The 12810-nt window shown below is 69.8% G+C and carries 13 protein-coding genes; 7 read left to right on the forward strand and 6 right to left on the reverse strand.

Features of this window, described 5'->3' with window-relative positions; genetic code table 11:
- Window positions 1-126 precede the first annotated feature (126 nt).
- Entirely contained in the window at window positions 127-1089 is a 963-nt protein-coding gene (locus QE399_RS12720) for a FecR domain-containing protein (RefSeq protein WP_309829153.1), read from the reverse strand.
- Window positions 1090-1096: 7 nt separating this feature from the next.
- Window positions 1097-1573, reverse strand: coding sequence for a sigma-70 family RNA polymerase sigma factor (locus QE399_RS12725; RefSeq protein ID WP_309829154.1), 477 nt, complete (start codon window positions 1571-1573; stop codon window positions 1097-1099).
- 317 nt (window positions 1574-1890) lie between these two features.
- Here QE399_RS12725 and lgt point away from each other — a divergent pair, with 317 nt between their 5' ends.
- On the forward strand, window positions 1891-2718 hold the full coding sequence (gene lgt / locus QE399_RS12730; protein ID WP_309829155.1) for a prolipoprotein diacylglyceryl transferase: 828 nt from the start codon (window positions 1891-1893) through the stop codon (window positions 2716-2718).
- A gap of 134 nt (window positions 2719-2852) precedes the next feature.
- Here lgt and QE399_RS12735 read toward each other — a convergent pair whose 3' ends face one another.
- Window positions 2853-3953: a porin gene (locus tag QE399_RS12735; protein ID WP_309829156.1), complete on the reverse strand. Its 1101-nt coding sequence runs from the start codon at window positions 3951-3953 to the stop codon at window positions 2853-2855.
- Between the two features lie 103 nt (window positions 3954-4056).
- On the reverse strand, window positions 4057-4839 hold the full coding sequence (locus QE399_RS12740; protein WP_309829157.1) for a FadR/GntR family transcriptional regulator: 783 nt from the start codon (window positions 4837-4839) through the stop codon (window positions 4057-4059).
- Window positions 4840-4964: 125 nt separating this feature from the next.
- Here QE399_RS12740 and QE399_RS12745 point away from each other — a divergent pair, with 125 nt between their 5' ends.
- From QE399_RS12745 to QE399_RS12770, 6 genes are all read left to right on the forward strand, one after another.
- Entirely contained in the window at window positions 4965-6119 is a 1155-nt protein-coding gene (locus QE399_RS12745) for a mandelate racemase family protein (RefSeq protein WP_309829158.1), read from the forward strand.
- Between the two features lie 73 nt (window positions 6120-6192).
- Complete coding sequence (locus QE399_RS12750) at window positions 6193-7845, forward strand: ABC transporter substrate-binding protein (RefSeq protein WP_309829159.1); 1653 nt, start codon at window positions 6193-6195, stop codon at window positions 7843-7845.
- A gap of 33 nt (window positions 7846-7878) precedes the next feature.
- On the forward strand, window positions 7879-8949 hold the full coding sequence (locus tag QE399_RS12755) for an ABC transporter permease (RefSeq protein ID WP_405043632.1): 1071 nt from the start codon (window positions 7879-7881) through the stop codon (window positions 8947-8949).
- Window positions 8950-8964: 15 nt separating this feature from the next.
- Window positions 8965-9903, forward strand: a complete 939-nt coding sequence (locus QE399_RS12760) for an ABC transporter permease (RefSeq protein WP_309829160.1) — start codon at window positions 8965-8967, stop codon at window positions 9901-9903.
- Between the two features lie 30 nt (window positions 9904-9933).
- The gene (locus QE399_RS12765; RefSeq protein WP_309829161.1) at window positions 9934-10800 is read left to right on the forward strand and encodes an ABC transporter ATP-binding protein; all 867 of its coding nucleotides are present in this window, start codon (window positions 9934-9936) and stop codon (window positions 10798-10800) included.
- Between the two features lie 52 nt (window positions 10801-10852).
- On the forward strand, window positions 10853-11614 hold the full coding sequence (locus QE399_RS12770; protein WP_309829162.1) for an ABC transporter ATP-binding protein: 762 nt from the start codon (window positions 10853-10855) through the stop codon (window positions 11612-11614).
- Window positions 11615-11965: 351 nt separating this feature from the next.
- On the opposite strand, the gene QE399_RS12775 is transcribed toward QE399_RS12770, so the two are convergent.
- Window positions 11966-12379 (reverse strand): carboxymuconolactone decarboxylase family protein, encoded by a 414-nt coding sequence (locus QE399_RS12775; protein ID WP_309829163.1) that lies wholly within the window; start codon window positions 12377-12379, stop codon window positions 11966-11968.
- On the reverse strand, window positions 12306-12782 hold the full coding sequence (locus QE399_RS12780; protein WP_309829164.1) for a MerR family transcriptional regulator: 477 nt from the start codon (window positions 12780-12782) through the stop codon (window positions 12306-12308). The genes QE399_RS12775 and QE399_RS12780 overlap by 74 nt, the downstream gene beginning before the upstream one ends.
- Window positions 12783-12810 lie beyond the last annotated feature (28 nt).

The raw sequence follows: 12810 nt of genomic DNA on the forward strand, positions 1-12810 counted from the left end.
GGGCGGGCCGAACCTGCAAGCGGCCGATAACTTTTTCTGGAGTGCGGGTGCGTCGGTTTGGAGCCTTTTTGGCCTCCAGCCCTTGCTGGATAAGCGCTGGTAGCTCCTGATGCAGGAGCAAAAAAATCAGAGGGGCTCGACGCGCACCCAGTAGCGGGTGCGGGTGCGCACCTGCACGGGAAAGCCCGCCGCCAGCGCGGCCAGGGCGCGGTCGGTGTCGTCCAGCGGGAAGGCTCCGGACACGCGCAGCGCGGCCACCTCGGGCGCGCACTGCAGCAGGCCGGGCCGGTAGCGGGCCAGTTCCTGCACCAGCTGGGCTAGGGGCATGTCGATGGCGATCAGGCCGCCTTCGCTCCAGCTGGCAGCGGCCAGCTCCGCAGGTTCGGGCGGCGTGGCCGCGTCCACGGAGAAGCGGGCCTGCTCGCCTGCGCGCAGCTCCCGCGGCGCGCCCTGTGCCGGTTGCAGGCGCACCGCCTTTTCCTGCACGGCCACGTGCGTCAGGCCTTCTTCGGTGCGCACGGTGAAGCGCGTGCCCAGGGCCAGCACCTCGCCCTGCGGCGTCTGCACCCGGAAGGGCCGGCCCAGCGGGTCGGGCTGCGTGGCGACCAGGATGCGGCCCGCGTGCAACTGCAGCCGGCGCGCCTGGGCGTCGAAGGCGACGTCCACGGCGGTGGCGGTGTCCAGCGCCAGCGACGATCCGTCCGGCAGCGCCAGCTGCCGCCGCTCGCCGCGGGCCGTGTGGTGCGTGGACTGCCATGCCTGCCAGGGCAGGGCGTGCCAGCCGATCCAGCCGGCCGCACCGGCGGCCAGCAGCGCGCCGGTGCCCTGCAGCAGGCCGCGCCGCGACGCGGTGCCAGGCCGGTTGCGGTCTGCGGCCAGCGCCGCGCGCCCCAGCGGCGCCGGGATGCGTGCCAGCTGCGCGCTGACGGTCTGCACCCGGTCCCAGGCGCGGCGGTGGGCCGGGTCGGCGGCATGCCAGCGCTGCCAAGCGCCGCGGTCGTCCGCATCCGGGGTGCCGTGCAGGCGGGTGTGCCAGGCGGCCGCCTCGCGCAGGGCGGCGCGGTCCCGGTCGGCGGGTGAAGGGCTCATGGGCGGCTCATGCCAAGGCCAGGCAGCAGTGTTCCATGGCCCGCGTCAGGTAGTTGCTGACGGTGCGCAGCGAGATGCCCAGGCGCTCGGCGATCTCGGGGTAGGTCAGCTCGTCGAAGTGGGCCAGCACGAAGGCGTCGCGCACCTTGGGGGGCAGGGCGTGCAGCAGGCGGTCCACCTCCAGCAGCGCCTGCTGCACGATGGCCTGCTCTTCGGGCGAGGGGGCGAGGTCTTCCGGCAAGGCCGTGAGGTAGTCCAGGTAGGCCTGCTCCAGCGTACGGCGGCGCAGGAAATCCACCATCAGCCCGCGGGCCACCGTCGCCAGATAGTGCTGGGGCTCGCGCAGGTCGCTCAGCGGCACGTCGGAGCGCAGCAGGCGCACGAAGGTGTCGTGCGCCAGGTCGGCGGCATCGTCGCGGTTGCCCAGGCGCTTGCGCAGATAGCTCTGCAGCCAAGGGTGGTGGTCCTGGTAGAGGGTGTGCACAGGCGGCGGGGACGGCAGGCGGGGGAGGAAGAGAGCGAAAAGGACGGGCTCGCAAAAGAATGAGAACCGTTATCAATTATGCCTTCCTCTCGGAGCAGCGGGCAGTTGCCCTCCGCAAAGCGGGCTGCGGTGCGGCGCCCGCGCCACAGCGGGCCCCTTGGCTGGAGGCGCCGGGGGGCGCGGGCCGCCGCGCGAACCGCTCGGGGGCGAATGGCAACACGGAAGGTGCCTGCGCCGCTGGATGGCCGGGCCATGGGCCCACGGCCGGCCGGCCTTGCGCCTCGCCACGCCCCAGCGCGCGGGCACAATACCCGACCATGCTGATGTACCCCCAAATCGATCCCGTGGCCCTGCAACTCGGGCCGCTGTCCATCCACTGGTACGGCCTGACGTACCTGGCAGCCTTTGCGCTGTTCATGTTTCTGGGCATCCGCCGGCTGCGGCACGAGCCGTTCGCGTCCCTGACAGGCCCGCAGGCCTGGACGCGCAAGGACGTGGAGGACATCCTCTTCCTGGGGGTCATGGGCGTCGTGGCCGGTGGCCGCCTGGGCTACTGCCTGTTCTACAAGCCGGGCTACTACCTCAGCCACCCGCTGGAGATCTTCTACATCTGGCAGGGCGGCATGAGCTTCCACGGCGGGCTGCTGGGCGTGATCCTGGCCATGGTCTGGTTCGCGCGCTCGCGCCAGCGGCCCTGGCTGCAGGTGGCGGACTTCGTGGCGCCCTGCGTGCCGACGGGCCTGGCCGCGGGCCGCGTGGGCAACTTCATCAACGGTGAGCTGTGGGGCCGCTTCTCCAGCCCCGATCTGCCCTGGGGCATGGTCTTCCCGCAAAGCGGTTCCATGCTGCCGCGCCACCCGTCGCAGGTCTACCAGTTCCTGATGGAAGGGTTGCTGCTCTTCGTGCTGCTGTGGCTGTATGCGCGGCGCCCGCAGCGCCGCCAGGGCGAAGTGGCGGCGGCCTTCCTGATCGGCTACGGCGTGTTCCGCTTCATCGCCGAGTACTTCCGCGAGCCGGACGCCTTCCTGGGCATCCTATCGCTGGGCATGAGCATGGGACAGTGGCTGTGCCTGCCGATGATCCTGGCCGGCGCCGCTCTGTGGGGCTGGGCGCACCGCCGGCCCGCGTCCGTACCGGCGCGCTGACGGCGCCGGGGCGGCCGGGGCCGGGGCTTGTCCCTGCCCCTGGGCCCGCCTTCGCGCCCACGGCCTGACGCCGTGGCGCGCTGGCCGCTGCGGGCGCGGCCGCGCCTGTGCTGCCGTCGTACCGGGGTATGCGGTCAGAAGCGATGGGTCATGCCCACGCCCCAGCGCAGCACATCCAGCGACGTGCTGCCATCGGCCCGTTTCACTTTGAGTTGGCGCGCTGCCGAATAGAGCCGGGTGCGCTTGGACAGGTCGTACGTGAGCATGCCGCTGTAGCCCGTCGCGTCGACCACCTTGCGGTTCTCGGCGTTGCGGGTGTCGGCACCGGCGATGCCCAGGGCCACGGTGGCGGCGCCGAAGGGAACGTCCACGCCGAACTGGTATTCCTTGGAGGTCTGCCCGCCCGCCACGCGCTCTTCTTTCTGCCGCTGGATCGAGCCCACCACGCGGAAGCTGCCGAAGTCGTAGCGGCCCGAGATGAGGTGGAACAGGTTGTTGCCGGTGGTGTAGTGCTCCTTCTGGAAGGAGTAGCCCACGCGCAGCGTGTCGTCGTCGTACTTGATGTTGGTCGTCAGCGTGCGCGGCGCCGCGGTGGCGGTCGTCTCCCGCTCGCCCGCGCCCACGCTGATGGAGCCGCTGAAGTCGTGGAACTCCGGCGTGCCGTAGTAGACGGTGTTGTTGGTGCGCGCCAAGTAGTCGCTGCCCGACACGGCTGGCAGGCCATTGCCGGCCGTGGCGCCCGCGCTCCAGGTCTGCCCGGTCGATGCGAAACCCGACGAGTCGTACAGCTGGTTCATCGGCCCGCGCATCGCGTCGTATGCCGTGAGCATGCGGCCGATCTTGATGTCGCCGAACCCGCCAGAAAGCCGAAGAAAGCTGTTGCGGTTGAACCCCTGGCTGGAGGCAGAGGTGTTGCTGATGCCGCCGGTGTCGGTCATCAGCCCCTGTTCCAGGGCGAACTGCAGCTTGAGGCCGCCGCCCAGATCTTCCGTGCCGCGGATGCCCCAGCGGCTGGCCTGCGCGCCGCCGCTCTCCACGACGTTTACCGTACCCGGCGTGGCGCCGGACCGGGTCCGCTGCATCCCCGCCCAGTTATCGACGATGCCCCACAGCTCCACCTTGTTCCCGCCCTTCGCTTCCTGGGCCTGAACAGGCCCGCCCATCGCCCCGATGCCCGCGGCGACCGACAGGCCGGCCAGCGCCATGCAGCGCCTATGAAAAATGGTATCCCGCACGCTTGTCTCCTTTTATAAACATCAGTCGTCTGACGACTTGCGGAGTGTGCTGTGGTTTGCGCCGCTTGGAATGCGTGCTAACCCGGAGAAGGTGGAGGATGGATCAGTGGTCGCCGCGCACCATGCGCAGGCGCTCGCGGCTGTGGATGAGGTGCATCAGCATCGCGGCGCGGGCGGCATTGGCGTCCTGGCGGCGGATGGCTTCGTAGATGTCCTCATGCTCTCGCTGCGTCACTTCCTTGTTGTGCTCCAGCGACACCAGGGGTGTGCCGAAGGTCGGGGCGGGTGGCGGGGCGGCTTCGGCGGCGGGCGCCGGCGTGTGGGCGCGGGGCGGCTGGGCGGGGCGTGGAATGGTCGCGCTGCCGAGGCTGCGCAGCACTTCCTCGAAATACTCATTGCCGGTCGCGGCGGCGATCTGTACGTGGAAGGCGAAGTCGTCTTCGGTGGTGCTGGCTCCGGCGCGCCGGTGGGCGTCGAAGGCGTCCAGGGCGGCGCGCATGGCGGCCAGATGCGCATTGCTGCGGCGCTGGGCCGCGAGGTGGGCCGCTTCGGACTCCAGGCTGATGCGCAGTTCGAGCATGGCCAGCACCTGCCGGATGCGGGTGCTGGAGGCGGCGGCGAGCAGCGGGCGGGCCTGTGATGGCTCCAGCACGAAGGTGCCCACGCCCTGGCGGGTGGCGACCAGCCCGCTGGCCTGCAGCCGCGACATGGCCTCGCGGACCACGGTGCGGCTGACGCCGAATTCCCGCATCAGCTCGGGCTCGGTCGGCACCCGGTCGCCCGGACTCAGCAATCCGTTGCCGATGCGTTCTGCGATGCCGTCCACGACGCGCTGGGGTTGGCTGACGGCACGGGCGGGTGAAGAAGGGTTGGCTGCTGCGCTCATGGGAGGAGTATTGCGCGCAAAGCGCAGGGTGTGGATCGTGCGGGGCTCATGGCTCAGGGGTTTCTACCGATTCGCCCACAAAAAAGCGCTTCGACAATGTCGTCAGACGACTGATGAAGGCCATTATGAAGATCGAGCGAGTTACCGGTACCGAATTCACCTATCCCACCTTCCGCAGTGTGGACAGCGCAGGGCACTCCCATCCCGGGCCCGAAACGCTCGGCCGCATGGCGATGATCACCATCACCACCGACGAGGGGCACCAGGGCCACGCGTTCGCACCGCCCGAAGTGATTCGCCCCTACGTGCTGGCATCGTATGCCCGCAAGGTGCTGGTCGGCGCCGATCCGTTCATGCGCGAAAAGCTCTGGATGTCGCTGGAGCACTGGCAGCGCGGCAGCGCGGGCCAGTTCACCGACCGTGCGCTGGCCGCCATCGAACAGGCCCTGTGGGACCTGGCAGGGCGCGCGCTGGGGCAGCCCGTCTACCGCCTGCTGGGCGGTTACCGCGACAAGGTGCCGGCGTACGGCAGCACCATGTGCGGCGACGAGTTGAAGGGCGGCCTGTCCACCCCGGACGAATACGGGCAGTTCGCAGAAAAGCTGGTGGCCCGGGGCTACAAGGCGATCAAGCTGCACACCTGGATGCCGCCGGTGTCCTTCGCGCCCGATCCGGGCATGGACATCAAGGCCTGCGCCGCCGTGCGCGAGGCGGTGGGGCCGGATGTGGCGCTGATGCTGGACGGCTACCACAACTACAGCCGCATCGACGCGCTGCGCATCGGCCGCGCGCTGGAGCAGCTGAACTTCGCGTGGTTCGAGGAAATGATGAACGAGCAGAGCATGGCGTCGTATGCCTGGCTGTCGTCGCAGCTCGACATTCCCATCGTCGGTCCCGAAAGCCTGTCCGGCAAGCACCACAGCCGGGCCGACTGGGTACAGGCGGGTGCCTGCGACATCCTGCGGGCCGGCGTGCCCGGCGTGGGCGGCATCACGCCGACCCTGAAGGTGGCGCACCTGGCCGAATCGTTCGGCATGGAGTGCGAAGTGCACGGCAACGGCGCGGCCAACCTGGCGGTGTGCGCCGCCATCCGCAACTGCCGCTGGTACGAGCGCGGCCTGCTGCACCCCTTCCTGGAGTACGACGACAAGCCGGCCTACCTGCACAGCCTGCCCGACCCGATGGACGAGCACGGCTACGTGCACCTGTCGCAACGGCCCGGTCTGGGCGAGGACATCGACTTCGATTACATCGAAGCGCATGCCGTGGCGCGTTATTGACGCGGCGCCGCCCCACCTTGCCTTACCGTGCCGTCACGCAGAAAGCCCGCGCATGTCCCATGATGAGTTCTTGATGTTGCCCGCACCCCGGCGCCGCCGGGTGCTGCAGGCCGCCCTGGCGGGCGCCTGCACCGTGCTGGCGCCCCTGGGCGCGGCACACGCGGCCGGCGGCGGCAGCGCTGCCAGCGCCACGCCCGAGGATCAGCTGATCATGGGCATCAGCATGAACAACCTGCTGTCGCTGGACCCGGCCTCGGCCACGGGCAACGGCGTGGTGGAGATCGCCGCCAACCTGTACGACTACCTGATCGAGCTGGACCCCGAGTCCACCACGCGCATCCTGCCCGGGCTGGCCGAGCGCTGGGACGTGGCGGCCGATGGGCGGTCGCTGCGCTTCACGCTGCGCAGCGGCGTGCTCTTCCATTCCGGCACGCCGGTGACGGCGCACGATGCCGCCTGGTCGCTGCGGCGCGTGCTGCAGCTGAACCTGGCGCTGGCGTCGCCGTGGAAGAGCTACGGCTTCTCGGCCAAGAACGTGGACCGGCTGGTGCGTGCCGAAGACGACCGCATGCTGGTCATCGACCTGCCTGCGCCCACCGATCCGAAGATGGTGCTCTACACCCTGGCCACGTCGGTCAGCGCGGTGGTGCTGGACCGCGGCGAGGTCCTCAAGCACGAGAAGAATGGTGATCTGGGCAGCGCGTGGCTGACCACGCATGCGGCGGGCTCGGGCCCTTTCCGGCTGGACCAGTGGCGCGCCAAGGAAATCCTGATGATGAGCCGCAACGACGCCTACTGGCGCGGGCCGGCGCGCTTGCGCCGCGTGGTCATGCGGCACATCACCGAATCGCAGTCCATGCGGCTGATGCTGGCACGGGGCGATCTGGACATGGCCACCGGCCTGTCGGTGCCCGACATCAATGCGCTCAAGGCCATGCCCGGCCTGGTGGCGCACACGGTGCAGCGGGGCACGCTCTATTACGTGGCCATGAGCATGCAGGACGCGAAGTTCGCCGATGTGCGCGTGCGCCGCGCCGTGCGCAAGCTGATCGACTACAGCGGCATCAACGGCACGGTCATGCCGTATTACGGTCTGCTGCACCAGCGCCCCGTGCCGCTGGGCCTGGCCGCCACGCTGCCCGAGCCCGGCTATGCGCTGGACGTGGCCGGTGCCCGCGCGCTGCTGGCCGAGGCCGGCTTCGCCAACGGCTTCAGCACCACCATCCGCGTGGTGGCCGAGGCGCCCTTCGTCAACATCGCCACCAGCCTGCAGGCCACGCTGGCGCAGGCCGGCATCGAGGCCGCGGTGCTGCCCGGCACGGGCAACCAGGTCTACGGTGCCATGCGTGAACGCAAGTTCGAGATCGTGGTGGGCCGGGGCGGCGGCGGTGCGGAGCCGCACCCGCATTCGAGCCTGCGGGCGCTGGTCTACAACCCCGACAACCGCGATGCGGCCCGGCTCACCAACTTCCAGGGCTGGCGCACGGGCTTCCACAGCCCGGCCATGAACCGCATGATCGAATCCGCCCTGCTGGAGCCCGATGCCGAGCGGCAGCTGAAGGCCTACCAGGACATCCAGCGCGCCTATGACGAGGAGGTCGGCGCCATCCAGCCGCTGTCGCAGATGGTGGAGACCGTGGTGTACCGCGACACCGTGCGCGGCTACGTGGGCCACCCCAGCGCGACCACCCGCCTGCACGGCGTGCACAAGGCGCCCCGCGCCTGAGCCGGTGCGTTGCTTTCACCGAGAAGAAGAAAGGTGTCTTCCATGACGACGACTGCGCTTGCGATGCGTGCGCCCTCCCGGTGGCCGCGCCATGCCCGGCGGCTGGGCGGCCGTGTGGCCACGGTGCTCATCACCCTGCTGGGCCTGCTGGTGCTCACCTTCCTCATCGGCCGGGTGATGCCGCTGGACCCGGTGCTGTCCATCGTCGGCCCCGACGCCGACCGATCGACCTACGAGCAGGTGTACCGGCAACTGGGGCTGGACCGGCCGCTGCCGGTGCAGTTCGGCTACTACCTGCGCGACCTGCTGCACGGCGATCTGGGCAACGCCATGTTGACCGGCCACCCGGTGCGCGAAGACCTGGCCCGGGTGCTGCCCGCAACGCTCGAATTGGCCACGCTGGCCATCCTGCTGGGCACCGGCCTGGGCGTGCCCCTGGGCGTGTACGCCGCCACGCGGCGCGGCCGCCTGGGCGACCACCTGGTGCGGCTCTTCAGCCTGGTGGGCTATTCCACGCCGGTGTTCTGGTTCGGAATGATGGGCTTGCTGGTGTTCTACGCGTGGCTGGGCTGGGCCGGCGGCATCGGCCGCGTGGGCATCGCATTCGAGGGCACCGTGCCCACCGTGACCGGGCTGCTGCTGGTGGACTCGCTGCTGGCGGGCGACGGCGCCGCCTTTCGCAGCGCGCTGCGCCACATCACGCTGCCGGCCTGCATCCTGGGCCTGCACGCCATGGCCTACATCAGCCGCATGACGCGCAGCTTCATGCTGGCGCAGCTGTCGCAGGAATACGTGCTGGCCGCCCGCGTCAAAGGCCTGCCCGAACGGACGGTGGTGTGGGGCCATGCCTTCCGCAACATCCTGGTGCAGCTGCTCACCATCGTGGCGCTGGCCTACGGCGGCCTGCTGGAAGGCGCCGTGCTGATCGAGACCGTCTTCGGCTGGCCCGGCTTCGGCCAGTACCTGACCAGCAGCCTGCTGCTGGGCGACATGGCCGCGGTGATGGGGTCGGTGCTGGTGGTCGGCGTCATTTTCGTCTCGATCAACCTGGTGACCGACGCGCTGTACCGCGTGTTCGACCCCCGCACCCAGCCGACGCGCTGACCCGGCGAGCTGCCCATGAACTCATCTTCCATCACCACCATCGCACCGCCCTCCGGCCTGTCTGCCATGTCCTCCACTGCATCTTCTGCGCACACGGCCACGGCAGGCCAGGCCCTGCGCCGCGAGGCCGCGCGCCTGCTGCGCCAGCTGCTGCGCAACCCGCTCACGGCGGCCGGCGTGGCGGTGATCCTGCTGCTCGTCGGCGTGGCTGCGTTCGCCCCCTGGCTGGCCACGCACGGCCCGTATGCGCAGGATCTCTCGCAGGCCCTGAAGCCGCCCGGTGCGCAGCACTGGTTCGGCACCGACGAGTACGGCCGCGATGTCTATTCCCGGCTGGTGCACGGCGCCCGCATCACGCTGTATGTGGTCGCGCTGGTGACGGTGATCGTCGGCCCGATCGGGCTGGTGGTCGGCATCGTTTCGGGCTACTTCGGCGGCTGGGTCGACACCCTCATGATGCGCATCACCGACATCTTCCTGTCGTTCCCGAGCCTGGTGCTGGCCCTGGCCTTCGTGGCCGCCCTCGGCCCCGGGCTGGACCATGCCGTGATCGCCATCGCGCTCACCGGCTGGCCCCCCATCGCCCGGCTGGCCCGCGCCGAAACCCTGTCGCTGCGCCATGCCGATTTCATCACCGCCGCGCGGCTGCAGGGCGCCTCGTCGCTGCGCATCCTGGCCCGCTACATCGCGCCGCTGTGTCTGTCGTCGGTGGTGGTGCGCCTGACCATGAACATGGCCAGCATCATCCTGACCGCCGCCGGCCTGGGCTTTCTGGGCCTGGGTGCGCAGGCGCCCCTGCCCGAATGGGGCGCCATGATTTCCGAAGGCCGCCGCTACATGCTCGACTCCTGGTGGCTGGTGGCCGCACCCGGCGCCGCCATTCTGATGGTCAGCCTGGCCTTCAACCTGCTGGGTGACGGGCTCTACGACGTGCTCGATCCGCGCAGCGAATGACGTGCCCCGTCCAAGGAAAGAACCCACGCCATGCACACCCCGAATGACTCCGCTCCGCTGCTGCAGGTCGATGACCTGACCGTGCGCTTCACGTCGGCCGACGGCCGCATTGCCGACGCCGTGCGCGGTGTCTCGTTCACGCTGGGGCGCGAAAAGCTCGGCATCGTGGGCGAATCGGGTTCGGGCAAATCCACCGTGGGCCGCGCACTGCTGGGGCTGCACCCCCGCTCTGCCACCGTTGCCGCGCGGCAGCTGCGCTTTCAGGACGTGGACCTGCTGAACGCCAGCCCGAAGGTGATGCGCGGCATCCGGGGGCGGCGCATGTCCATGGTCATGCAAGACCCCAAATATTCGCTCAACCCGGTGATGCGCGTGGGCGACCAGATCGCCGAAGCCTACCTGGCGCACCACGCGGGCGACCGCGCCCTGGCGCGCGCCGAGGTGCTGTCCATGCTGGAGGCCGTGCGCATCCGCGACCCCGAACGCGTATACGACCTGTACCCGCACCAGGTGTCCGGCGGCATGGGCCAGCGGATCATGATCGCCATGATGCTGGTGCCGCAGCCCGAGGTGGTGATCGCCGACGAACCCACGTCGGCGCTGGATGTGTCGGTGCGCATGCAGGTGCTGGACGTGCTGGACGATCTGGTCACCCGGCGCGGACTGGGCCTGGTGTTCATCAGCCACGACCTCAACCTGGTGCGCCATTTCTGCGACCGGGTGCTGGTGATGTACGCCGGCCGCGTGGTCGAGAGCATTGCCGCCGCCGACCTGGCCGACGCCCGGCACCCGTATACGCAGGGCCTGCTGGCCGCACTGCCCAGCATGCAGCACCGGCGCGCCACGCTGCCCACGCTGCAACGCGACCCGCGCTGGGCCGAAGGCCTCGCCGCATGAGCCGAGGCGCCCACCACCACAGCAGCAACGCCCCCACCGCAGGACGCACCGCATGATCGACATCGAACAACTGGAACTGGCATTCGGCGAGGGCGCGGGCGCTGCGCGCGTGCTGCGCGACGTCAACTTCTCCGTGGCGGCCGGCGAATCCTTCGGCCTGGTGGGTGAGTCGGGCTCGGGCAAGACCACGCTGCTGCGCTGCCTGGCGGGCCAGTTCACGCACTGGACGGGCGCGCTGCGCATCGACGGCCAGCCCGCGGCGCGGCGCCTGGACCGCAGCCGTGCGCGCACCACGCAAATGGTCTTCCAGGATCCGTACGGATCGCTCCATCCCCGGCACACCGTGCACACCACGCTGGCCGAGCCGCTGCGCATCCACGGCATCCGCGGTGAAGACGAGCGCATCGGCGCGATGCTGCGCAAGGTCGGGCTGGACGACAGCTTCCGCTACCGCTACCCGCACCAGCTGTCGGGCGGCCAGCGCCAGCGCGTGGCCATCGCACGGGCGCTGATCCTGCAGCCCAAGGTGCTGCTGCTGGACGAGCCGACGTCGGCGCTGGACGTGTCGGTGCAGGCCGAAATCCTGAACCTGCTGACCACCCTGCGGCGGCAGGAAGGTTTGACCTATCTGCTGGTAACGCACGACCTGGGCGTGGTCGCCCACCTGTGCGGCCGCGTGGCGGTCATGCAGCAAGGGCAGGTCGTGGAACTGCTCACGACCGATGCCTTGTGCGCCGGGGAGGCCGCACACCCCTACACCCGGATGCTGGTGGACACCACCCTGATGCACGGCCTGAACGCGCAGGCGGCGTGACGGGCCTGCGCGGGCCGTGGGGCTGCTTGGCTGCGTGGGGCGCCATCGGCGAAGCGCGCGGGGCCCTCTGCCGTCCCGGCGTGCCCTGGAGCAGGCCGGTCCGCGAGGCGGCTGCCGGCCGGCCCGTGGCGGCGCCTGCGGATGACCCCGGCCGGCGGGCAGAGTGGGCAGGGCGCTCCGCCAGCCGGCGGTTGTGGTCAAATTTTCAAGCCAAATCGGGCTCTGGCGCTTTACGCATAAGCGCATATGGCTATCATATTAATAGCATATATAGTTTTGTCCCGCTTGAGCCCTGGATGCCAGCGCATCCGGTGAACGGGCGCCGGCGGTCCGTAGGGCGCGGCGCGTGCCTCATGCCGCAGGGGATGCCGCAGCCTCTGCTGCATCCGCTGCGGCAAACACCTCCCGGGCTGCGAACAGGCCGTTGAGTGCCGCGGGGAAGCCGGCGTACACGGCCATCTGCATGATGACCTCGACCACCTCCTCTCGCGTGACGCCCACATGCAGCGCGGCCTGCAGATGGACCTTGAGCTGGGGCTGCGCATTGCCCAGGGCGGTGAGGGCCGCGACGACGGCGATCTCGCGGCTGCGCAGGTCCAGCCCAGGCCGGGAATAGATGTCGCCGAACGGAAACTCGATCAGGTAGCGCGCAAAGTCCGGCGCGATGTCGGCCAGGCTGGCGACGACGTTCTCACCGGCCTGGCCGTCGATTTCGCGCAGTTTGGCGAGGCCCTGGAGGTAGCGGGGCGAGGGGCTCTGAAGCATGGGTGTTTTCCTGGAATGACGTGGATGGGCCAGGAAGGGAGGCCTCCAGCCGCGCGTAGTGCCCGATCTTGGCCTGCAGCACCTGTGCGGCCTGCTGCATGGCATCGATCGTGGCCTGCACCTGGGCCAGGTGCCTTTCGAGCAGAGCCCGGCGCTCGGCGGCGGTGCTATTCCCTTCGCTGCGCAGGCGCGCGAACGCCTGCATCTGCCCGATGGGCATGTGCGTGGCACGCAGTCGCAGCAGGAATCCGATCCACTCCAGGTCGGAGGCCGCATAGCGCCGCTGGCCGCCCGGGGCGCGGGCCACGGGTGCAATCAGGCCCGCACGCTCGTAGTAGCGCAGCGTGTGGGCGGTGAGGCCCGAACGTTCAGCGACCTCTGCAATGGAGAGAAGGGATGCCATGGGACGATTCTGGAAGTTCGAGCGCACT

Origin of the sequence: Paracidovorax wautersii, from assembly GCF_031453675.1 — a bacterium.
Taxonomy (GTDB): Bacteria; Pseudomonadota; Gammaproteobacteria; order Burkholderiales; family Burkholderiaceae_C; genus Paracidovorax.